Below are 23,222 nucleotides of genomic sequence, written 5' to 3'. Positions count from 1 at the left end.
TTTAATCATGAATATTTATAGAGAAGTAATGGAATTTATAGGAAAAGATGACCTTTGATTTAACTTGTGATTTTAAGTCACAGATTGAATATCAGAATCAATATGATTTTGACTTTTCATTCAAATTGAAATGCTAAAATCTGTTATTTTCAACTAAATACATTGATTGAGCAAATATTTAATCAACCTTAATTCACTAAGATAATTAACCAAAAACATAAAAAATAACCAATAGGAAAAAACGAACTTTAAATCGGCAAAAATCACCCCAAACATGCCGTAATCACTGACCTCAGACCAGATACCATTGCGAGTGACATCACTAAAATAGCTTGGATATAATCGTCATACATGTGCTAGAGATACACACGTATAACGGAATATAGGAGTGAAAATTTGTGGAATTTTGGATGTATACCTCAGGAGTTTTTCAGTTAACCCTCAGCACCAGATGAATAATATGCGTCCAATAGTGAAATAAAACTCACCTTATCAAGTTCATTAAGTTGATTAATACCAGCCGCTGCTTTGCGTCCTCCACCAGTTGTAAAGCTTGAGCAAATTTGGTCAGCACCCGTCCTATTGGATAACGGCGCTCGCAAACTCACGGTATAAGATTCGTCATCTTGGTTTTTCGTTAATACTGCTTGCGCTCGGTTTGGATCTTGATTAACAATTTCATTACCAAATACACCACTGATGCGCCTTGCCCAAGTCTCACCAGGCAATTCAAACACACGTGCGACTTCACTTTCATAAACAGGAACAAGGTTTGATAGCTGCTGGCGATCATTTTGATAAGCAGCGCGTAGTCGGTAAAACACAGAGTTTTTATCATCAAAAAGATCAAACGGATTCGGGTATTGGTAAAGAGTTTGGTAGAGCTCAATGGGTGTGAAGTGTAAATCACTCAATGACGAGCCATATCCGTTGTAGTTAACCAAGATACCTAACTCTTCTAAGAACTCTGTTTGAGGTTGATCGAATCCACTTTCATTCGCTAGCTGTACGGCCACAGTTTTTAGATTATCACCAAAGGCAGCCGCGATTGCCCAGGCCACATACGCACCATTTAGCTTTTGGTTAATCAGTAAGCTCGTGCAACTCTCTGGCGCGGTATCAATCAGAGTATCCAAATGGCTAGAGTCCGGTATTTCCCCAGTTCGATGATGGTCGCAATAAAATACATTGATGTTGGCGTCTAGCAGTGAGTGTAATGCAGGTAGGTTTTTTTCCATCGATACATCTAAAACGGTAACGGAAGAAACGTCACCTTGCTTACCCGGTTCCATAATTTGAGTAACAACTTGAGAGACCAACTTAATATCACGCTTTACACCAGTAATGAGTACGGTCTCTCTTGGCTCACTTAATCGCAGTTGTAACAACGCGATTATGCCGTCTGCGTCTCCGTTGAATACGTCGTAGTGCATGTTATCCCTCTTCCTATAGATTTAACCGTTTGTCAGAAACGCGCCAGTACGTTCGTTCATTCGATAGTCTGTCATTATTTTACTTATATATCACAGATACTTAAGTCTATTTTGGAATGCCTTATTCTTATTTCTATCTGTTCATGAACTTGCCTGTCCATTAGGTACAAAAAAGCGCAGATAATCCGCGCCTTTCGCTTGAGTTGTTTGGCTGCACTTCTTTAATGCAACTAGGTTGATTCTAAGATGTCTTAAACTGCGCGACCGCTTGGTCCATATCGTTTGCTTGCTCTGCGACTTTATCCACTTCGACTAAACAGTGCTGCGCCGAAGCGTTATTATCATTCGAGATAGTGTTCAGCTCAGTGATTGAGTCGCTTACTTGCGCCATTACTGCGCCCTGCTCTTCAATTGCAGAAGCAATACGTTCAGAGTTGCCTTGAATACTTTCCATGTCACTTAAGATCAGCTGTAGGCTTGCATCAAGCTCTTCTGAATCTTTTAGTGTTAATTGACCTTGTTGATTGCACTCACCAATTTCGGTCATCGAAGCATTCATTTGGCTCTGAATTGCCGTGACTACACTGGTAATTTCAGTCGTTGATTGATGCGTTCTGCTTGCCAGCGCTCGTACTTCATCTGCAACCACCGCGAAGCCACGACCTTGTTCACCCGCACGTGCCGCTTCAATCGCCGCGTTCAATGCCAATAGGTTGGTTTGTTCTGCAATGCCTTGGATGATGTTTACTGCATCGCCAATTTGATCAACATGATGGTTCAGTGAACTAATCGAATCTTGGCTGCTCGAAAGGCGTTCAGACAACTGAGTAATATTATCGATGGTCGCGACAACCACTTCGCGGCCCTTGTCAGCATTCACTTTTGCTTGATGAACACCTTCTGCAGCAACCGATGTGCTTTCAGAAATCTCACCAATCGTCAGTACCATCTCTTGTACTGACGTTGTCATTGTTGAGGTATGATTAGCTTGAACTTCGAACTGTTTAATCACCGATTCAAGCTCATCATGCATGTTAGATGTGCTTTGAGTTAGCTGCAGAGATTTTGACTGAGACGCCGCAATCAAGCCTTCAAGTTGATCCAACAGTTGGTTGAAGTACTCGCCTAGTGTACCAAGTTCATCTTTGCCATTTTCGGTTGAACGGATAGACACATCGTTAGAGTCAACAATGTTACGAATCACTGATAGCAGCGACTCAATTTTACCGATGATAGAACGGACAATTAACCAGCTGAACAGAATGATCGACACAAGCAACGTGACGCAAAGGATGTTGTTGATCAGCGATAGTTTGTCCATCTCTTGCTGCGTTTGTTGGTCCAGCACCGCCGAGAATTCTTTAAACTGACTTTCGATAGCGTGTGAACCAGAGCGGGCTTCACCTAGCAGGCCTTCGTTATGTTTTAAACCGATCACTCGCTTCTGTTCAACCACTTGACGCGCAGCATCTATCAAAGCACTTGAGCTTCCAGCGTTAGAAGTAATAGAAAGAACACTCGGATCGAACTCACCCTTTTCAATTAAGTCATTGAACAGGTAAAGTTCGATTTTTTGTTCAGCACTGGCTGTCGCGCTGATGTTATCGAGTAAAACGTGAAACTCGCCTAGCAGGCCTTTGTCACGTGCTAGCCCATAGACTTCGCTCGCTTTAACTAAGTTAACAAAGCTGGTGTGGTAAGTTTCGATGTCTTCACGTAGGTGTGTGCTGTTGGCTAAACCTAAATCACTGAGCACTGTATCTAGTTCGGATTCAGACGCTAAGAATTTGTTGTAGTTTACGTCAAACTTGTCGAGGTATTTCATATCGCTACGCAGTAAGAAATCTTTCTCGTTACGGCGAAGGTTGAGCAGTCGTACTTCAAGTTCTTTTGTGAGTTGTTTGGCTTCGCTCATTTGAGCGGTGGTGTCTGCAAATTGTGATGTAGTAAACAGCAGTGAAATCATACCGACGATGGAGAACATCCCCAACGAATAAAGCTTTTTCTTTATATTCATATACATGGCTCGTCTTTACTAATTAACTATGAGTATCTAAATGAGTCGCATCAAAGAATGGATATTCAACTCGTGCGATCTGGTTATTGTTATGGTTTTTATATCGATAATGAGCGTCTAAAACTGTGGCTTCTAAGTCCACTAGCGATGACGTTCTCAATTGCATTTAAACAGCAAGTGAAATAGCCAACTAAAGTTAATTTTATCAATAACACAAATCGATTACATGTACATTAGTTGAATGATAAAAGTGAGAGACAGCTATTTGACGGAGTGTGAAGCCCTGAATGGCTTGCTATGTAAGACTTTGAATTAAAACACTTTGTACCATTATTGACCTTGAGGTTAGAAGTGACAATTTTTTGGCTCACCAGAGGAGCACGAGCGAAGAGTAATATTAGAGGTTTTGACTTGTTTTTTTAAACGGGAAACCCATCGATTGGTGATTGTAACGTTGAGCGTAAACGGCGAAAAAAATGGACCTACTCAATTCGAGTCTGGTCCATTTTTGGATTTCTTAATCAATCGCTTTGCGGCTAATAAGTTATGCTGCGAACTTAAGGCCGACTAAAACGCTTTCACCATCTTGGTTAGGCACTTCAATAACACCGCTTTCTCGTCTTCTTCGATGTCTTGCGTCAGCTCATTAACCAAATTCAAGTGAAGTTGGTTGTGGTGAACATGGATCTTCTGACCTTCATCGGTCAAAGCCACCACAATCGCACGACGATCCGTTGGGTGTTCATGGCGTTCAATCAATTCTGCCTTAACCAACTTCTCAATTTGAACAGTAAGTGTGCCAGTAGTAATGCCAAGCTTTTCTGCCAATTCTTTCATTCTTAACGCACCATGCATACCAAGCACTTCGATGGTATGTACTTGTGCTAAGGAGTAACCCGTTTCTTTGACAACGGATTGCTCCCACGAAGACATTTTATCGTAGAACTCAGTCAGTATTTGATTAAGCTGTTCTATATTTTGCATGGCCGTTTGAGTGCACTTCGAGAGTAAGATGATTAATCTTATCAAACTTGGCGAGCATTTGTTTATATTCAGGGACGCTTTTATCGCTGTTTGATTCAAGAGTAATCGCCGCTGAGTAGTGATGCCCGCTCACCTTCCACATGTGTAAGTCGGTTACGGCGGCATAAGGAGCTAAGGCTTCAGTTATGCCGTTGCGGTACTCATCGTCAATATTCTGATCGAGTAAGATTGGACTTGTCTGTTTCATGAGGTTCATTGTCCATTTGGCAATCACAACCGCACCAACCATACCCATTGCGGCATCCAACCAGTTCCAACCGTAAAACTTACCAAATAGTAGAGCAACAATCGCCAACAGAGAAGTCAATGTATCGGCCAAGACGTGCATGTAGGCCGCACGCAAGTTGTGATCGTGATGATGCCCATCATGTTGGTTATCGTGACTGTGTCCCTTATGTTCAGAATGAGAGTGTCCGTGATCATGATGATGATCCCCTAGCAAAAACATACTCACTACATTCACTGTCAAACCAATACACGCAACAATAATCGCTTCGTTAAACTGAATAGCTTGCGGGTTGAACAAGCGATGTACTGACTCCACCAGCATCAACAACGCCACAATACCCAACGCTATCGCGCTGGTGTACCCGCCTAACACACTCACTTTGCCGGTACCGAAAGAGAAACGTTCACTGTCAGCATGCTTCTTGGCGTAACGGTATGCGAACAAGGTAATACCAAACGCTGCTGCATGCGTTCCCATGTGCCAGCCATCAGCAAGTAGCGCCATAGAACCATAAATAGTACCTGCAATAATCTCGACAACCATTGTGATGATAGTTAACAAGAGAACATAGAAAGTACGTTTTTCACCTTGTTGATTGTGTGAAGAGAAGTTGTGTTGATGGCGTGTTGGAAAACTCAAAATGGCGTCCTTAGATTGTGTTAGTAGTTAGACGATCTTTCTTAATAAGAGAACTTTGATTGACAAGTAGTTTGACAATCAAAGCAATTGATTGGAATTTAGTTTGATAATCAAACTTTGTCAACGATGAATTTTAAGGCTCTGATTTACAGAAGGAATGGATGATGAGAGATTTAAGTTATTTCTGTAGCCTATTGCTTTGAGCAAGAACGGTGATTTACCGACACAAAAAAGCCCACACGAGGTGGGCTTATATCGATCTGACTTAGCGATGGAATTATTGGTTTTGCAACAGGTTAATCTCATCATTCACCCATCCTAACAACTGCTTGGTCGCTTTCGACAAGACTTGATTCTGCCTCACAATATAGCCAAGGCTCGTACTAGAAAAGTTCGCCAATGGTGTGACTTTTGATTTCAGATGTTGCTTGGTTGATATTGCAAATTCAGGGACAATCGCCACACCAAAACCGGCTTCTGCCCAATCGATTTGAGCGTCTACGCTCCCTACTTCCATGACTCTGTGATTGGGTAGGTTTAAACTTGGTAAACCTTCATCGATGAAGTCACGTGTTCTCGTATCATGGCCTAGTAGAATCAAAGTGAGCTCTGCATCAGAATCTTGGATATCAAACCCATCGCCAAGTGCACACCAAGAAAGCTCTTGAAGCTTAGTGAAATATAATGATTCGTTGTGCTGTTCTTTGGCGATAACAAAGCCAATATCCGCCTGAGCATTTTTAACTAAACTCGATGCTTGAGATGACGTGGTATTCAATAGCGTAAGATCAATACCGGGATACTGCGCTTTAAACTTCTGGAACGGGCGAATCAACAAAAATCGAGAAATGATGTCACTCACGGCAATGGTTAACGTGCCGATTTTAAGGTCGTTAATGGCATTGAGATCGGCCTGACAAATTTGCAGTTCAAGTAACGTTCTTTGACTTGTTTCCAATAGTCGCTCACCCGCTTGAGTCAATTGAAATGGGCTTCTCTCAATCAACTTTATACGTGTTTGTTGTTCTAGTTGTTTTAGGTGCAAACTTACGTTGGGTTGCGTCATATGAAGTACATTGGCCGCTTTCCCAAAATGCTTGTACTCCGCAAGCGTCACAAACGTCTTCAACAAATTAATATCGAGCATCATGTCCTCTCTCTCGTGTCACTTATATCATTCCCTAAAAGTAAAGAATGCTCCATCCGTCATTCCCTACAGTGAGGAACGAACATGGTAAGGAATCTCGCTTGTGGTTTGAGATTCCAGATACCTCGGTTCTGGAATGACGAGCATTGGTAGATTAAGACTTTAAGGATATATGGAATCCTTATCAAGATAATAAAGATAATTAATTTCTCTTATCCACTTTGTAGGCCTAACATGATTTCTCAATCAGTTAGGAGAAAAATTATGCCATCTATCGTTGTTGTAGGCGCAAACTGGGGTGATGAAGGCAAAGGCCGCATCGTCGATTTTTTAGCAGACCAAGCTTCTGCTAGCATTCGTTTTCAAGGTGGAAATAATGCAGGTCATACTGTGGTAAATGACTTCGGTACATTCAAACTGCACCAACTTCCTAGTGGTATTTTTAATCCTGATTGTACAGCGGTTCTTGGTCCTGGCATGGTGATCAGCCCTGCTGCGCTAACTGAAGAAATTGCAGAAGTACAAGCGGCTGGTATCAAAGTAAAAATGGCGATTTCAGATCGTGCGACACTGTGTCTGCCTTTGCACGCTCTTGAAGATACACTTGAAGAAGAACGTTTAGGCGATGGCGCTTACGGTTCAACACGTCAAGGTATTGCACCTGCATACGGCGACCGTGTGATGAAGAAAGGCATTCTTGTGGGTTGGCTGAATCAGCCTGAGATTTTAGAGCAGCGCATTCAATTCATGCTTGATTGGAAGATGCCTCAGCTTAAAGCGCTATACCCTCAATGTGACTTCTCTCAGAGCGCTTCTGAAATGACAGAATGGCTACTTGAAGTGACTAAAGCTTGGCGCCCGTTCATCTGCAACGTAACTGAGCCGCTAAAAGCACTGCAATCGCAAGACGCGAACCTACTGTTTGAAGCTCAGTTAGGCGCAGGTCGCGACCTTGTCTACGGTGAATACCCTTGGACGACGTCTTCGAACGTAACCGCAGCTTATGCAGGTATTGGTAGTGGTTTACCTGCCCTTCGCCCTGAGCGTGTTATTGCTGTTGCTAAATCTTTCAGCTCGTCTGTTGGTACTGGTACGCTTGTAACCGCAATGGAAGAGCAAGACAGCTTCCGCGAAAGCTCTAACGAATATGGTGCAACGACGGGTCGCCCACGTGATATGGGTTACTTCGACGCGGTAGCAACTCGCAACGGTGTTGACCTTCAAGCCGCAACGGAAATCGCACTGACTAAGATCGATTGCCTGTCTGGTCTATCTGAACTTAAGATCTGTACCGCATACTCAGGTGAACATACTGAGAACCCAATTTGGCCGCAAACGGCTGAGCTAAAGCCTGTTTATGAAGATATGGCAGGCTGGGACGAAGACATCACGGGTTGCCGCACGTTTGAGAGTCTTCCTCAAGCCGCACAAGATTACGTAACTCGCATCGAAGAGTTGATGGGCGTGCCAATCGTGATGGTATCGGTAGGTCCTGAACGCGAGCAAATGATCATTCGAGCTTAGGTTAGAAAGCTACGATCTACATCTACATCAAAGCCCACATTTAGTGGGCTTTTTAACGTCTGCACAAACATCTAAATCTTGTTTTTCTTATTAAGGTACATGTTTTCATCGGACGACTTTATTAGATTAATGATATTGAAGCTTCGAGAATCAGCAATACCACAACCATATGAAAAGCCGAGTGAAACCTCATCATCACAACGAAAGCCTTCAATGAAATCATGGAATTCAGTGTGAATTTTTTTGACCAACTCACGAGCAAAACCCGGCTCTTCTGAGTGTATGACGACGATGAATTCATCACCGCCGACTCTCGCCGATATAGTGTTGTACTTTGAATTGTTTTTAATGCATGACGCAAATCCAGATATGTAATCATCACCTTTGAAGTGACCATACGTATCATTGATGTACTTCAAATTATCCAAGTCGAAATACAAACAAACAACCTCTCCATCGCTGATGTTTGCTTTGTTGAATTCATGGAAAAAGCCCCTTCGATTAAGCAGCGTCGTCATGATATCAAAGTGACTGTTTTTGTATAAAATCCTGCTCTCTTCTTTTAATAGGATTTCAGAACGCAATAGAGTCGATATGTTCTCAATCAAGTTAACTTGGCTTTCGGTATATGTTGTTGGGCTTAAATCAAACACTAAGAGCACCGCAAACACTTCTTCATCTATATCCCTAACAGGAACGCCGCAAAAAGACTTATAGGCATCTATTCCTGTTGCAGAGGCGGATTCGCCACCAGCATAACCACTCAAATAGACCGTGCGATTTTCGTTATGCACATACTCACAAAAACAGCTAATTCTGCTCTTATGTTGGTTACACGATATGTTTGAGGAGCTCCACACACTCTCAGAACCAGAGCAACTCAAATCAGAGATCATGATGATGCCCGCATTCGATGCGTCCATTATGTCTCGTATGTTATCCAATATAGATACCCAAGTATCGACATCGATATTTCTTTGCATCCCTTCAGAAGAGAACTTATCAAAAAGCATTAATATTTCTTTAGTATCAGACGGTTAAACTTAATCGAATATTCATTAGTATACGTTGTAACAAAAATCCCAAGAGCGACAATCTAGGCCGGTTATTACCTAGTACTAAGCAGCAACCAAGCACTAAGCAACAACCAAGCCCTACATCCTAATTTTCTAAGTCAGCGGCATCGTTCACAGAGGCCCAAATTTCTGAGCGTCGATTCTTGGCTCTACCCTCTGCGGTTGAGTTAGAGGCGATAGGTTCACTTTCACCAAATGAACGAATAACAAGACGGTTTTTCTCGACACCATCGGCAATTAAGCCATCCGACGTAGTCAGCGCTCTTTGTAGGCCTAGAGCTTGGTTATAACCTTCTTCGCCTGTGCTGTCGGTGTGGCCATCCACCGTAATCGAACTGCCGTTAGTCTTTAACTCACCAGCTAATTGACTCAATGCTTTGCTGCCCATCGGCGTTAAGTTGTGTTGATCAAAACCAAAATGAAGACGGGCCAACAACCCTTGACGCTCCTGATTACTGATCCAAGTCTTACATCCCGATTGATTCATCCCCAGATTAGATTGACTGGCCAAAGTTTGCTTCAACTCGTTGCTATCAGACTGCTGCTCTATTTGTAAAAAGCCCTGTCTGTGTTGTGCAATGCCGACGACATCATCAACTCTTACACTATGCTGATATTCACTGAATGCCGTGTCGCAATAAACGTTGATACCTTCTTCCGCATTAGCGATAAAACTAAGTTGCAATGTCGATAGGACGATTGAACTGATCATTAACTTTTTCATATTTTCCTCTAGTACAACTTAGTGATTCCGCTTGTTTTTGAGCCTTTACGGATGAGTTCTTCTATCTTTTCAATCAATTCATCTAGGTTAGATACATCGATAATGTCTTCATTTGGATCGACAACACAGTCTTGAAATCCACTCTGTTGGGACGCTCGAAAATCGATACCAATAACACCTATGTATAAGCCCGGTATCTCTTCTCTTGCTTTGTCACACATACCTCTGTCGACTAACCCTCTGAGGATGCCGTTATCAGGACTTTCCTGCCCATCACTTAAAATGAGCAGCATCTTGATTTTTTTGTTATAAGCCTGCTGTTCTTCTTGATCGGAACTGTTCGGGTCACCGTCATGGAGAACTTGAGAACCTCTCAAGATGCCTTGAAAAGCAGCAGTACCACCATCTGCCCACATCGAATTAATCGGATTCAAGTCTGAGAGCTTGTTCGATAGGCGAATATTGGAAAACTGTGATGAATTGGAAGAGCCATGCGCATTAAATAACTCTGTTCCACTCACACCATAGAAATCAGGCTTTAACCCCGACTTATCAGTAAACATCGTCGACACTGATGTCGGTAAATCTACATAGTTATATACGTCAGCAACTCGGTAATTATCTTGATTAATCACATCCTTAATACGTTTGGCGTATTTTTGATTGTCCGCCTTTGGATTATTGCAACGTGACTGTCGGTCAGCACATCTGATTACGTCATTTTGAGAGTACGTACGCCAGTAATCCCAGTTAACATCGTTGTAAGAATAAGGCGATACGTTGGTTTTATAGTTATCTTTGTAGCTCAATTGGCTTGTCGCGTTGGCTCTATTACCCGAGACGATTTCCCTCGTTCGAACGTTAAATGGCACAAAGCCAACTCGGTTAAGCAGCTTGTCTCCGGTGGTATCTTCTCCGGGCTCATCACAAACGTATTTCCACTCTCCATCGACATAGTCCTGTTTAATCGATGTGCAAAGAATTTTGCTGGATATTTCATCGATGGCGGTTTTCAAATCGTCGATTTTTCTGTTTCGATTTGAACCCCATCTGTCGTTCATTGAACCGGAAAAGTCCGACACAAAAACAATGTCGATGTTGTTATCACCAAGATACACCGGGTACTTTCTCGCTAACGAACGGCCCGCCAGGTCTTGCTGCTCATCAAAAGACGGGATAAAGCTACTCGCAAACCAAGAGTCGTGTGTCGTCTTGGCATTCACTGTGTATTGGATGTATTCAAGAACCCCAGCACCCTCGTCTTCCGCTTGGTGGAAACGGTCTGCAGAAAGGTTGGTTGATTTGATGTCTCGAACATAGTTTTCGACATACTTGGTCGCCAATCCACGGGCCTGATCCGGTTGATCTTCAATAGTCACTGCTATGGCTGCAGCCTCTGCGGAATCTCGTAATCGACTGGTCTCTTGAACATAACGTGTGCCTTCAACCGCCCAAAAGGTCATGCCCATGATTGGAACAAGCAATAAGCCCATCCACACCGCGGCAACCCCTTGTTGTCTTTGGAGACTGATATGCTGGCGATTGATTTGACGCCCATGCTGCATTTTCACTTCATTATCTCCCTGGCATTATTGAAGAAGAGCCAATCTTAACCGTGGTACTGCTACCACCGTTGAAGAAGGGTTTGAACCAAGAGCTTTCCTCTTCACAAAGACTGATTCGGTACAATGGATACACAACCCCCTTCTCTACAGGCGCTAGATCCGCATGATCGAGAATCGAATCGGTTTGGCAATTTAAGCTTCGATACTTGCTGGTTGAGAATTCAGCGACATTCGTTTTATTGGTCAACGCTTCAATCTTGATGGCCACATTGTCTACTGGTGTATTGAGCATTCGGCTTGCTACTTTCGTCATGTCTTCTAACTCTGCGTTGGTCACAGATAGGTTCGTTCCGGCCAACACATCGGCTTCAAAATAACGAGTACGCTCTTTGATAACATTGACTAAGGCAAAGCTGGATCGATCAAGCTTGGCACGTGCGAGCAATTGATAGCTCAAGTCAGCCCCAAACAGATAAACGCCCCATAAGGCCACAAGAATGAAAACTAACTCAATGGTGTACGAGCCTTGCTGGCGTCTTTTGGAAAGCACGCATTGCTTACGGAGCATCATCTTTCCACCCCTCGTGCTCTAAGTTCAAAACCATGGTGCGTGAGATATCTCTGTCAACGGCACCGGTCAGTTTAATTACGGGTGTGTAGCGGTAAGTAACTGTAATTTCTGCCAAGTCATAGTTGAAGTTCAAGCCTTGATCTGAATGTCCCCTGTTCGCGATAAAGTCGTCATAGGTTTTGAAGTATTGACCTGCGATAGAAAAACGAGAGCTATCAATTAAGAAACTCCACAGGTTGTCATCGTCTTCAATTAACGACCTAAACTTATTCTCGTACTGTTCGTTGATCCCTTTACCTTCATATATTTTGGTATTCCTGATGGTTTCTCTCAGCGAATACTCGGTCATGTTCACAACGTAAATTTGGTAACTCGATTCGAAGATCGCAAAGGTGGCAAAAAACAGAACAAGCGCACCTAATACAAACTCAATCGCCGTCACGCCCTTCTGCTTGTTAAGACGCTTCATCATTAACTCCCAATTGAGTCAATTCAGCAGCGATGTTCTGAATCTCTTCTGCTGAGAAGTCACCTTTGAGCAACTTTTTGGCCGAGTCAATTTGCTGAGTTTTCATCAGAGCAATAGCCAGATTAGCTTTAACGGTTTTATTCGCTGGGTCTTCTTTTAAAACCGGAGCCAATGTTTGAATCGCTTGTTGGTACTCGCCATTAGCCATTTGAATCATTGCGATGTTGTTCTTAACGACGACATCGTCATAACCGCGTAAACGTGCTTGGTTGAGCTCTTGTTGTGCTTCATCGTATTTCCCAACTTTGGTGTAAGACACACCAAGCAAGACGTGAATTTGCCCTGTTCTATTTCCTGCCTCGATAGAAGTTACATATGCAGCAATCGCACTTTCAATGTCATTTTTTGCATCAAACACTTGTCCTTCTAATTGGTACAAGTTGGGATTTTCAACCCCCTCTTTTTGCAAGTGTTGAACATAGAAGTCAGCCGATTCAATATCCCCTTTATGGAAATATGCCCAAGCCAGTTTCTCTTTCACTTCTGGATCTTCGAAGCCTTGCTCTAGCTGGGATTTGTAATAACTAATCAAGCCATCATAGTTCTTCACTTTTTCCATACTAGTGACATCGGCAAGCTGTAAGTCTTGTTGTGATGGTACCGATTGACACCCCGTCAACACACTCAACGTGAGCAAAATGAAGCCGATACGTTTTCCAATCATTCTTAATTCTCCCTAGATGCTCAATGTCATTTGCATGATGCTCGGCGCGAGAATCAGGATAACGATCGGGAACATGATGAAGAGGATCAAAGGCACACTCATCTTCGCAGAGAGCTTACCTACCTTCTCCTCGACCGTAAGAATTTGCACTTTTCGCATGTCTTCAGCGAGATCACTTAACACACTCGCCACAGATGTTCCGTATTGCAGGTTTTGGATAATCGTCAACACAAAACTTTGTACTGGTGGCGTCGGGATACGTTCACTCAGATCATTGAGCGCTTTCTCAAGTCCGTGTATTTTCGCCGAATCGGATGTACGCTTGATTTGGTAACAAAGGTCTGAGTCAAACTCAGCAAGCTCTTTTCCCAAATAGACCAATGCGGCTTCAATCGTCATACCGGTTTGCACACATACCGACATCATGTCGAGCAAATACGGCAATTGAGCTGAGGTTCTACTGATCAACATCTTGCGTCGCATTTGCAGCAAGGTATCTGGCACGACGATGACGGCAATCAGCGAGAAAATAACCACGAGCAACTTGTTGGTTGATGTCATATCCCCCAACAGCACCAACCCTGAAATCAACGCCAATACCAATAACTTGGCAGGGAAATAAAATTTCGCCCACTCGGTGTTGTAATAGCCCGCCTCAATCATCTTTTGCTCGAGCTCGTGTCGATGCTCTTTACCAAAACGAACAAAAAATCGGTTTACACGCGAAGGTGCACGAACAGCATCGTCTCCAATATAGAGCGCAACTTTCTTATGTCGTTGCTCTTTACGAATCGAATCGACAATTAGAAAGAGTAACGAAAAGAACAGCACAATAAGGGAGGCCAGTAACATCATGCGCGTACTCCTCTTACTAATAACCAAACAATGAACAAACCAAAAAGCTCACTACCCAACACGTAAAACAATATGATTCTTCCCTCTGGGTCATAGAGAACAAAATCCACATTAGCGGGATTAACGTAGTTGAGAATAATCATAAAAATCAAAGGAATGGCTGCAACGATTTTGGCTGAAATTCGGGCTTCCGACGTCATCGCCATCTTCTTTTTCTCAAGTGTTCGAGAGTCAACCAAAACCCTAATCAGACGAGCTAACACGCCCTTTAGTTGCCCCCCGCGAGCGATGTTTGCCCTGATCGTCACGGTAAAGAACAGAAACTCTGGGTACGGGTAGTTTTTGCATGAGCGTTGAAGCACCACTTCTGGAGACTCACCTAGCTTCAGTCGCTCTCCCATTAGCTTGAACTCGCGCCCAATGGGGTTGTGCATCACATCACCCACATAACTAATGGCTTGCATTAAACTGTCACCCGCAGTAACCGCACTCATTAGGATATTCAACGCATCAGGGAACGTATTCTCAAAGTCTCGACGCCTTCTTGTGACCAGAAAACGATAACCGAAGAAGGTAAACATCAAAGATGAACCCAGTACCAGCCAAGAATTGGTGATGGATAGTAGATCAGTAACGATGTACCAAGACGCGATAAGACTGCCCGTTATATATAAGGCGATGTACAACGACGATCTCGGGCCCAACACCATTAATGTTGGTGAGATGGAATCTTTGAATTTTTGCCAGCCTTGCTTGCGTACCAATGACTTCACGTTAATCGCATTAAAGTTTTCAGCTTCCGCTTCTTCGATATTGAAAAATTGGTAGACCTTTTTGACCTTTGAATCTCGGATCAAAAGCAGCACAAACGCAAATAGGATTAATGAAATCCAAAGCATGCTATGCCCCCTTAAACGCGGCGATGAGCTCATCATAGAGCCCGAAAAATTGCGCTTTTTTCACAAGCTCAGATCGTTGCATAATGCCGTCGGTGACGAATTCGCCTTTAACAGTTTCTCCGTAATGCGCATCGTCATAACGAAAGCGATAAATCTCTTCCATCACTACGCTCTCACCTTCAAGACCCACGATTTCAGAGATGCTCGTGATCTTGCGAGACCCATCGCGCAGCCTGTTAACCTGAACAATCATTTGCACGGCACTCACGATCGTTCTTCTGATCGCATCAAGAGGCTGATTTAGGTTAGCCATCATCACCATCGATTCAACACGAGCAATCGCATCGCGCGGCGTGTTGGCGTGCAACGTAGACATCGAACCATCGTGCCCGGTGTTCATGGCTTGCAGCATTTCGAACGCTTCAGAGCCACGACACTCACCAAGAATAATGCGGTCTGGACGCATACGAAGTGCATTGATCACTAGCTCACGCTGAGTCACCGCTCCAGTTTGTTCAACACTCGATGTACGTGTTTCGAGTCGAACCAAGTTAGGTTGTTGCAGACGCAGTTCAGCCGCATCTTCAATGGTGACAATACGTTCATCTTCGGCAATGTATTGAGATAACGCGTTAAGCAATGTCGTTTTACCTGAGCCAGTACCGCCAGATATCAGTACATTGATGCGGCAGCGAGAAGCGATCATCAGCACTCGCGCCATGTCTGGAGACATAGACCCGAAACCAATCAAATCTTCAAAGCCAATCTTCTGCTCTCTGAACTTACGAATAGAGATAGATGTGCCATCCAATGAAATAGGCGGAATCACAATATTCACACGGCTGCCATCTTCAAGCCTGGCATCGACTGTTGGAGAAAGCTCATCCACTCGTCTTCCAACACGTGAAGCAATACGTTTTGCTATGGCTAACAACTGCTCTTCATTCACAAACGAAACTTCGGATTTTTTGACCTTGCCGTGTCGTTCGAAAAAGATGTTGTTTGGCCCATTCACCATGATGTCGGAAATGGACTGATCTTCGACCAAAGGCTGCAAAGGCCCCAAACCAAACAGTTCATCGATTAAGCTTTTCACCAAGCCTGACTTCATCATCGAAGTGATCGGCCTTTGGTAGCTGTTCGCGAGCAAATCTACCGCTGCTTGTATCTGGGATTCGAGGTCTCGGCGGCTCATTTTCTGAACCGCTTCTGCATTTAGGGCTTCAAAGATTTGGCCACGAAACGCGAGGTATAAGTCTTTATTAGAACTCATTTAGCACGCACCTTTTTCAGCCAAGAATTCATGCCCTTCTGATCCATAGGTTGACCATTAATCAGCTTCACCAGCTGCTCCATAGAACGACTGATATGGCGGTCGTGCTTGTGCCCGCGTTTACCATCAATAATGATGTGCGCTAACGCTTTGCAGTAATCCACTTCTAGATCGACATTGGCGCCCAAATACTTGGTAAGGTCGGGCTTTTGTAAAACGTAAGCATTTTCCGGGCGGTGATAGTTCACCACTGTTATCACGCGCGTGCGGGAAGATAACGAAAGCTGTAAGTTGGACACTTTCTCAAACAATCGCTTCGCACTTCTTACCGAAGACACCGACGCATCTAAAACCAGTACCACCACATCAAAGTTTTCTACCAAGAGTTGAGGTTCAACTTTGAAATCCACACCACCTGAAAAGTCTTCAATAATGAAGTTAGCGTTACGCGCTAACAACTCACACAAAGTTTGGTTGTAATTAAGAACATCGGTTTGACTCATGTCGCCATCAATCGCCAACAGACGTAAATTCTTGCGAGCGTTAATTAAGTAACTCAGCGCTCCTTCTTCATCCATTTCATGCAATGGCGCAGTAAACTCATCAATGGTTCTCGGCTTAAAGTCTTTTAGCCCAAGCAAAACGTCAATATTGGTATCGGCATATTGATGGTCGACAAGAATCGTGTCCGAGCCTTGAGTCGACAACAGTGAACCCAACTCAGTAGTGATAAACGACGCACCTACGCCACCTTTAGCGCCGACAATCGCTACTCGTTTCGCTTTGCGTTTTTGGCTCACACCAGAGAAAGTCTTAAGGTTCTTGCTCACGTGAGTTAAGAAGTCCGCAAACTCCTGCTTGTTCACCGGCCAGAAAACGTAGTAAAAACCCATGTCTTTGAGCGAACGCAGCGTAGAAATGGCGTCCTCTTTGCCAATCACCACAACCCCTTTGTGTGTAGGCAGTTTGCTAGCAAAGGATTTAGCATCTTCAACCACATTGGTTGATTCATTTAGCTCTAGAATCACAATGTGGCTGCTTTGTTGCTCTGTCAGCTTAGTCAAACCCGCTTTGGCTTTAACACAAGCAGGATCATTCCATCCTTCAAATCGAAAGACTTCTTGAACAAGGTCTAAACACTCTTGAGATTGATAGAACAATGTACATCCGGCAACACCTGTCGCTCCGGTCTGAACTGGCTTAGCCTTGGTTGTTAATGCTTTCGTTAGGTCAAACATTATTGCTCTCCTACCAAACGAGACTTGTAAGCCACTTGCTTCAAACGCATCGATTCAGCAAAGCAATCTTGCTGCCTCAACCGAACGTGAATCTGCGCTGGTTTGCATTCTTGAGTCTTCAAACGCGTTAACGTCACCTGAATATTGAGATCAGTAGGCAACAATTGAGCGCTTCGATACGTCACTCTTTGTGGCGCGATAAGGTGTGAAGGATATTGTTTAAAGATCGCCTGCAACATCAGTTTGGTGCGGGGAGATTTGTAATCCACGACATAGGTCGCTTCTTTGTCTATCGACTCAATATCTTGAATTAAAGCAGTAATCTGTTTGGTCGTTTCAGTGCGGTTTTTCATCGCAAACTCAAAACTGTGGTGCTCTTTGTACACCAAGGCTTCAGAACCCTGTCCGACAAAGTATTGCTCAGAGGCGCAGCCGAAAAGTGACGTGGTAAATAACGCCATCAATAATAATTTCTTCATTGGATAAACCCTCCTTGCGACAACAGGCGAATCGTTGCATCAGATGACGTCACCGACTTGCCATCCCATTCGACGTTAAGCCAACGCGCCAATGTAGAGGTCTTTTTGATGTAAGGCAGCTGAATGTCTTTCGGCTTAATTGGCTCGACGAGATTCACGGTAGCAACGATGATCAGCTCAGTTCGCTTTCTTTCTGTGGTTGCTTTTCTGAATGCAGCACCAAGTACAGGAATATCGCCAACGAAAGGGATTTTTTGCATTTTTTCCAAATCAGCACTGCTCATCAAGCCACCAAGAACGAAGCTGTCGCCATCGGCCAGTTCAACGGTTGTCATGGCACGTCGTGAAGCCAATTGTGGGACTTTGATTCCTGCCGCTTCAACATAACCTTCGACTTCGCTCACTTCAGGCGCTAATTGCATGCGGATCTTGTCTTGACTAAGCACTTTCGCCGTTAGGTCGAGTTTGATGCCGAACTCTTTGAATGAAATGTTGACGTTGCTGCTGGTAGAAACGATAACGGGCACTTCGCCACCCACAAGAAAGCTTGCAGATTCACCAGATAACACGGTTAAGTTAGGCTCAGCCAATACCTCTGCAATCTGATCATTGCCTAACGCTGTGATTAACGTGCTCAGGTTTGCCGCATCGAACTGGTCGAAAACAAATTCACCAACACTTGAGCCCACAGAACTCCAATCAACACCAACGGTTTGTCCAAACGATTCCGTTACCTGAGCAACTGAGATTTTGACGTTCACCTGTTGAGTGGTCGCAACTTCAATACGTTCGATGATCCCTTCCCACGTCATATTGCGGGCAAATACCATGCTTTCGGGTTCTTCGTAATTTGAGCTGTCAGATTTAAATTCTAGCTTCTGAGTTTTTTCCCATTTCTCGGTTTTTTCTCGTCCCAATAGAGTCGCTACCAAACGATAGATGTCGTCACGAGTCGCTTCGGAATCAACAAGGCCACTGACAGCGACTTGCTCTCCTACAGACTGAACCTTGACCTTAGCGTCAGGGAAATGAAATTTGAGTTGGCGTCTAATATCCGTCAGATCCAAATCGACAATAATACGATCGGACAGCAACACCTCATCGTCAATTCCATAGACAATTAAACGTGATTGCCCAATGCTATTGGCGAAGACTACCAAGGTGTTGTCGTTGATCACTTTGTAGTCAACGATATCAGGGTTATTGATGAACACTTGACCAATCGGGCTTTTGAATTTGATGTGCTGACCATCGTTGAGCGTAATGGAACGATCGGCAGCAAAAGTGTTTGTTATAGAAAGTAAGCCAATCAACGCTGCTAAGATGGAAACACGCAGTGCTTGTTTGATTCGGTGATGGATCATCATTACAACGCCTCTCTAGAGTTATTCTCATTACCACGTAGCTCAGCAATACCGGTATAGTTATCGATAATGTTGCGTACCTCCGCGACCTCAGGTTGCGTATAGGTTTGGCTTCGATAAATTTCGATGTGCATTGTGCGTTGTGCTAGCGCGAGTTTTGGTAATTCATCAGGCTTAACTTCGATGACCACCGTAGTCAAACCGTCCTCTTTACTCGGCGCTCGAGCGGTAATTGAACTGTCGCCAGTTTCGTCATTTCCGATGTTGAGGACTTTGACATTTTTAAGAAACATCGAGGCCTTCACCCCTCGAAAGCGCTTTGGTTTATCGATATTTCCAGCCAAGTTGGCATTAGGAGAACTCACTGTGAGAATATCGATGTACGAACCTGGTCGGATGTAATCGTTGATTAGGTTTTTATCACTGACTTTAAGTGGGTATAACGTCATGCCTTCTGTTATCAAAAGATCTACATATCCTGGCTGTCCTGGTGTCACTTGATATTCAGGCAGTACCACCTCACTGGCGTTAAGGTCGCGATTTAACAAAGTGGAAGGAGCAAAGCTGATTTGAGCGTCTTCTCTAACACCCAGCGTTAAAGCTTCACTTAAAGGAAGCTGTTGTTTGACGACACCTTGTGCGTCGATTGCACGCCCTTTTTCGTAGGCTTTGGTGGTCATCCAAACGGCAACATGTTCTTCATTTTTTTCAATGATCGTTTCAGCCGCTACTTTCGGTTGGGGCTCACTCTTGAACAGGTCGATAACGCCTAGCGCACCCACGATTAAGGCAGCAATGGCCACAAGTAATACCAGTCGGGATCTCATAATGTGCTCATTTTTTGGAGGTTCATATATGTGGCGTAGATTGAGTTAAAATTACTAAGTAAAATCCAATGCTAATTGCTATTCCATATGGAATACCCTCTTGGTTATGGGCATTTCCTCTTATTAATTTTTTACTTATTAGATAAGTAAGCGCTAAAATACCACCAGCAAAAGCCGTCAGAATATACGCCAATAATAAGTCATCAACAGGGATGGCAAGAGACAAAATAACGACGTATTTAATATCACCCGCTCCAATCCAAATCAGCTTATAAAGAATAAGTCCTCCACCTAACATCAGTAAAAAACTCATAATTTGGATATCTAATGGGGATATGAAACACTGCAAGAAGAGTAGTACGAGCAAGGCGTAATTTTGTATCTTACGATAGAGAAAATCAGTAGCCGACACATATATACTCAATATTGCCAAAGTCACTAAATACAATTCATGACTAAAAATTGGAAATACCACCTAAGTTTGGTTAAAACAAATCTTATTTTACATCGTAAATTAACTAAGCCAGACCAATGTAAACACAGGTCTGGCATGAATATCTCTCGATATCTTCTACATTAGCCAATAAGGCTTGATGTTAGCTGCTAGCAGTATCAATAGCCGTAGCTACATCTTCAAAAGCACCTTCTAGCTTACCAATGAAGCCATCAGCACCTACCGCTGTAGTTACTAGCACAGCCATTGCAACAGCAATAAGACCATATTCGATCGCAGTTACGCCGCGCTCATCGTTCTTGAATTGTGATAAAAACATGCTTGTTTTCACGTATAGCTTAGTAATCATTATTTGTTCCTATAAGGGCTGTTGAAAATTCGTCGCCATTATAATTAGCCCACCCACGCTGGGGAAAATACCCCCTATCGACTTTATCAATAGGTAGAGCGAAAATTGATCAAAATAAAAACACTAAAATTAAAAGAAAACGTAACAAATCTTTTATCAACAATGAGTTACAGTTAAAATCACTGTCGGAAATCTATATTAATTTAAATTTATAAACTTGAAAAAGTAAGATGCAGCTCAATCTTTTTTGTTATATACAACTTATATAACCTTTAGATATAACCCAATTGATAATTTATTAGGCTTTATTATTCATTATAAAACCTGTTGAAATACAAGTATCATCACGCTATTGTTCTTCGAATCAACAAACAATAATAAATATAATTTCTTTGTGTCAAAGGTTAGTCGAATCATGAAACTACATTTCGAAAATATTGTTTCGTTCATAGCAGTAGTTGAAGAAGGTTCATTTAGCTCTGCTGCACGCAAGCTTGGAAAATCACAGTCAACAGTTAGCACAGCTGTACAAAATCTTGAGTCAGACTTAGGTTTCAACGTATTTAATAGAGAGCACTCTAAAGTCTGGTTAACAGAGAAAGGGGAACGCCTATTCCAATTATCTTTACCTGTGGTATCAAAATATCGGGAATTAATCACCGTTGCCCAGCAGATGAATATATCTGACCAGATAGTTTACCGCGTGGGTATCGATCCATTGGTGTTCAATAAAAACGTAAAGAAGACACTACTAGCATTCTCGGAAGCATTCCCGAATGTCGACTTACTTGTAGTGACGAAACCCAGCTTTGTGTTAGGTAACTATATAAACGAAGGGAAGATAGACCTAGCGTTGGGTAACCCGTACCACAAGACCAATTACGACTTCAATATCGAGGAGCTATTCCACGTTAACTGCTGGTGGGTGGCTCATGAAGACTTAGTCACCTTAAAGTCTCAAGCATCGTCACAGCGAGTGCTATTAATGGACGGGTGTGAAGAGCTGCTTAACTTGTCTAACATCGCAGCATATAACCTATGGCGGCTGGATGATTTAGGAACCATCATCGATTTATGTAAAGCTCAAAAAGGCATCGCTTTTGTACCAGGGTTTCTTATTGAAGGTAATATCAAAGAACATAAACTTAAGGTTATTACCGATCACCCTGACTTTTTTGGTAAACGAGTTATTGCATCACTTTTCTGGCAAATACATTCTGACTTTAGCTTGTTTAATCAGTGGATCAAAAAGGAGCTACAAACCAGTACTCAATATAAACAAACATTTGTTGCTGATTTAGCTCAATAACGTTCTCTTAAAATCTGGAAATCACATTCTGGTACATTAGCCAGCTTCGGAGTTAATACGAGTAAAGCCATACATCTTGATATAGTTCCGAAACAATCCATAGATAATAAATATAATTGACGTCGTTATATTTTGTTTATTCTATAGCTCATCAATCAAAACTTAACGACAGCTATAACCTTTCATTGCTTCGATTTAATTGATAGAAACAACTTCAGAGTATTTATCGCTTTACTCGTCATTTGTTGATCGCGAAATCTAGATTTAAGTGCTTGGTAGTAAATCTACGAGAGTGATTGTCGAGCGGTCGTCTACAAGCTCACTACGGGGTTATTTAGGGTAATACCCGCATCTTGCCACTCTGGGGCGACTTAGCTTTCGGTTAACCTCATACAAACGATGTTGATGAGTAGAAGAAAGGCTGATGATGGTGACTACACTCACCCCCAAATTGCAGAGACACACGAAGTCTCATTAAGTCTACAACGCCGGCTGGCAAGACATACAGGGCTTATAAGAGCTGGCAGATTGTATAGGAGTTATGAGAGGAATTACAGGCACAAAAAAGCCCACACTAGGTGGGCTTTCTGCTTGTTCATAAAGAACGAATTTGGTGCCCGCTACTGGACTCGAACCAGTGACACCTTGCATGTCATGCAAGTACTCTAACCAACTGAGCTAAGCGGGCGATATTCTAATTTCTTATTACTACCATTGTGACAAACTCAATAGTTATGCAATAACAACTAAAGAAGGAATGGTGCGTCCGAGTGAACTCGAATCACCGACCCCCGCCATGTCAAGACAGTAGCTGTGTAAATAGAAAATCTACATGAACATCCTAAATTCATGCTGTCCACCGAAAAAACAGACACTTAACCTAGAATATTTTAAATCAGTGACTTAGGTTTTGTTATGACGAAATGTTTTATGTATGAATTTGGGCACACTCTTGTCACATCCATATACTACAATTAGTTAGGTTTAAAAATTTCAATTTGCGACTACGAGAT

The 23,222-nt window shown here is 43.0% G+C and carries 22 protein-coding genes and 1 tRNA gene; 2 read left to right on the top strand and 21 right to left on the bottom strand.

The features are described 5' to 3' along the window. Window positions 1-434: 434 nt before the first annotated feature. The 5 genes from CWO08_RS11715 to CWO08_RS11685 form a co-directional block, all read right to left on the bottom strand. Window positions 435-1,433, bottom strand: coding sequence for an acetyltransferase (locus tag CWO08_RS11715; protein ID WP_102530358.1), 999 nt, complete (start codon window positions 1,431-1,433; stop codon window positions 435-437). 241 nt (window positions 1,434-1,674) lie between these two features. Then, a complete protein-coding gene (locus CWO08_RS11710) occupies window positions 1,675-3,399 on the bottom strand; it encodes a methyl-accepting chemotaxis protein (protein ID WP_108020503.1) in 1,725 nt (574 codons plus the stop codon). A gap of 618 nt (window positions 3,400-4,017) precedes the next feature. Then, the gene (locus CWO08_RS11695; protein WP_102433445.1) at window positions 4,018-4,434 is read right to left on the bottom strand and encodes a MarR family winged helix-turn-helix transcriptional regulator; all 417 of its coding nucleotides are present in this window, start codon (window positions 4,432-4,434) and stop codon (window positions 4,018-4,020) included. Further along, the gene (gene dmeF, locus CWO08_RS11690) at window positions 4,412-5,362 is read right to left on the bottom strand and encodes a CDF family Co(II)/Ni(II) efflux transporter DmeF (protein ID WP_108020486.1); all 951 of its coding nucleotides are present in this window, start codon (window positions 5,360-5,362) and stop codon (window positions 4,412-4,414) included. Before dmeF ends, CWO08_RS11695 begins: the two co-directional genes overlap by 23 nt. Window positions 5,363-5,639: 277 nt before the next feature. Beyond that, entirely contained in the window at window positions 5,640-6,512 is an 873-nt protein-coding gene (locus CWO08_RS11685) for a LysR family transcriptional regulator (protein ID WP_108020485.1), read from the bottom strand. 261 nt (window positions 6,513-6,773) lie between these two features. Here CWO08_RS11685 and CWO08_RS11680 point away from each other — a divergent pair, with 261 nt between their 5' ends. Further along, the gene (locus CWO08_RS11680; RefSeq protein ID WP_102433443.1) at window positions 6,774-8,033 is read left to right on the top strand and encodes an adenylosuccinate synthase; all 1,260 of its coding nucleotides are present in this window, start codon (window positions 6,774-6,776) and stop codon (window positions 8,031-8,033) included. Window positions 8,034-8,104: 71 nt separating this feature from the next. Here CWO08_RS11680 and CWO08_RS11675 read toward each other — a convergent pair whose 3' ends face one another. The 15 genes from CWO08_RS11675 to CWO08_RS11605 form a co-directional block, all read right to left on the bottom strand. Further along, a complete protein-coding gene (locus tag CWO08_RS11675) occupies window positions 8,105-9,046 on the bottom strand; it encodes a GGDEF domain-containing protein (protein ID WP_102479762.1) in 942 nt (313 codons plus the stop codon). Between the two features lie 148 nt (window positions 9,047-9,194). After that, window positions 9,195-9,833, bottom strand: coding sequence for an OmpA family protein (locus CWO08_RS11670; RefSeq protein WP_108020484.1), 639 nt, complete (start codon window positions 9,831-9,833; stop codon window positions 9,195-9,197). An 8-nt stretch (window positions 9,834-9,841) separates the two neighbouring features. Next, complete coding sequence (locus CWO08_RS11665) at window positions 9,842-11,398, bottom strand: TadE/TadG family type IV pilus assembly protein (RefSeq protein WP_108020483.1); 1,557 nt, start codon at window positions 11,396-11,398, stop codon at window positions 9,842-9,844. A 10-nt stretch (window positions 11,399-11,408) separates the two neighbouring features. Then, window positions 11,409-11,966, bottom strand: coding sequence for a tight adherence pilus pseudopilin TadF (gene tadF / locus CWO08_RS11660; RefSeq protein ID WP_057622512.1), 558 nt, complete (start codon window positions 11,964-11,966; stop codon window positions 11,409-11,411). Beyond that, window positions 11,956-12,438, bottom strand: a complete 483-nt coding sequence (locus tag CWO08_RS11655) for a TadE family protein (RefSeq protein WP_048664896.1) — start codon at window positions 12,436-12,438, stop codon at window positions 11,956-11,958. Before CWO08_RS11655 ends, tadF begins: the two co-directional genes overlap by 11 nt. After that, a complete protein-coding gene (locus CWO08_RS11650; protein ID WP_108020482.1) occupies window positions 12,425-13,162 on the bottom strand; it encodes a lipopolysaccharide assembly protein LapB in 738 nt (245 codons plus the stop codon). The genes CWO08_RS11655 and CWO08_RS11650 overlap by 14 nt, the downstream gene beginning before the upstream one ends. A gap of 12 nt (window positions 13,163-13,174) precedes the next feature. Next, window positions 13,175-14,017, bottom strand: a complete 843-nt coding sequence (locus CWO08_RS11645; RefSeq protein WP_108020481.1) for a type II secretion system F family protein — start codon at window positions 14,015-14,017, stop codon at window positions 13,175-13,177. After that, window positions 14,014-14,916, bottom strand: a complete 903-nt coding sequence (locus tag CWO08_RS11640) for a type II secretion system F family protein (protein WP_048658591.1) — start codon at window positions 14,914-14,916, stop codon at window positions 14,014-14,016. Before CWO08_RS11640 ends, CWO08_RS11645 begins: the two co-directional genes overlap by 4 nt. Before the next feature lies 1 nt (window position 14,917). Continuing rightward, complete coding sequence (locus tag CWO08_RS11635; protein ID WP_108020480.1) at window positions 14,918-16,189, bottom strand: CpaF family protein; 1,272 nt, start codon at window positions 16,187-16,189, stop codon at window positions 14,918-14,920. After that, on the bottom strand, window positions 16,186-17,427 hold the full coding sequence (locus CWO08_RS11630) for a chromosome partitioning protein ParA (RefSeq protein WP_048658589.1): 1,242 nt from the start codon (window positions 17,425-17,427) through the stop codon (window positions 16,186-16,188). The genes CWO08_RS11635 and CWO08_RS11630 overlap by 4 nt, the downstream gene beginning before the upstream one ends. Further along, the gene (locus CWO08_RS11625) at window positions 17,427-17,906 is read right to left on the bottom strand and encodes a hypothetical protein (RefSeq protein ID WP_108020479.1); all 480 of its coding nucleotides are present in this window, start codon (window positions 17,904-17,906) and stop codon (window positions 17,427-17,429) included. The genes CWO08_RS11630 and CWO08_RS11625 overlap by 1 nt, the downstream gene beginning before the upstream one ends. Further along, a complete protein-coding gene (locus tag CWO08_RS11620) occupies window positions 17,903-19,273 on the bottom strand; it encodes a type II and III secretion system protein family protein (RefSeq protein WP_102479283.1) in 1,371 nt (456 codons plus the stop codon). Before CWO08_RS11620 ends, CWO08_RS11625 begins: the two co-directional genes overlap by 4 nt. After that, window positions 19,273-20,097 carry a Flp pilus assembly protein CpaB gene (cpaB, locus tag CWO08_RS11615; protein WP_048658586.1) on the bottom strand — a complete coding sequence of 275 codons (825 nt, stop codon included), beginning with the start codon at window positions 20,095-20,097 and terminating at the stop codon, window positions 19,273-19,275. Before cpaB ends, CWO08_RS11620 begins: the two co-directional genes overlap by 1 nt. Window positions 20,098-20,119: 22 nt before the next feature. Next, the gene (locus tag CWO08_RS11610; RefSeq protein ID WP_102433452.1) at window positions 20,120-20,545 is read right to left on the bottom strand and encodes a prepilin peptidase; all 426 of its coding nucleotides are present in this window, start codon (window positions 20,543-20,545) and stop codon (window positions 20,120-20,122) included. A gap of 148 nt (window positions 20,546-20,693) precedes the next feature. Beyond that, window positions 20,694-20,900 (bottom strand): Flp family type IVb pilin, encoded by a 207-nt coding sequence (locus tag CWO08_RS11605; protein WP_017080668.1) that lies wholly within the window; start codon window positions 20,898-20,900, stop codon window positions 20,694-20,696. A gap of 415 nt (window positions 20,901-21,315) precedes the next feature. Between CWO08_RS11605 and CWO08_RS11600 the strand changes: the two genes are divergently transcribed. Continuing rightward, the gene (locus tag CWO08_RS11600) at window positions 21,316-22,209 is read left to right on the top strand and encodes a LysR family transcriptional regulator (protein WP_048658585.1); all 894 of its coding nucleotides are present in this window, start codon (window positions 21,316-21,318) and stop codon (window positions 22,207-22,209) included. A gap of 611 nt (window positions 22,210-22,820) precedes the next feature. On the opposite strand, the gene CWO08_RS11595 is transcribed toward CWO08_RS11600, so the two are convergent. Beyond that, a tRNA-Val gene (locus tag CWO08_RS11595) sits at window positions 22,821-22,897 on the bottom strand. Window positions 22,898-23,222: the final 325 nt, after the last annotated feature.

Source organism: Vibrio sp. 10N.286.48.B8, assembly GCF_003050085.1.
GTDB classification, from domain to species: Bacteria; Pseudomonadota; Gammaproteobacteria; order Enterobacterales; family Vibrionaceae; genus Vibrio; species Vibrio crassostreae.
Note: the sequence above shows the minus strand (reverse complement) of the source record. Positions and strands in the feature narration are given on the sequence as shown.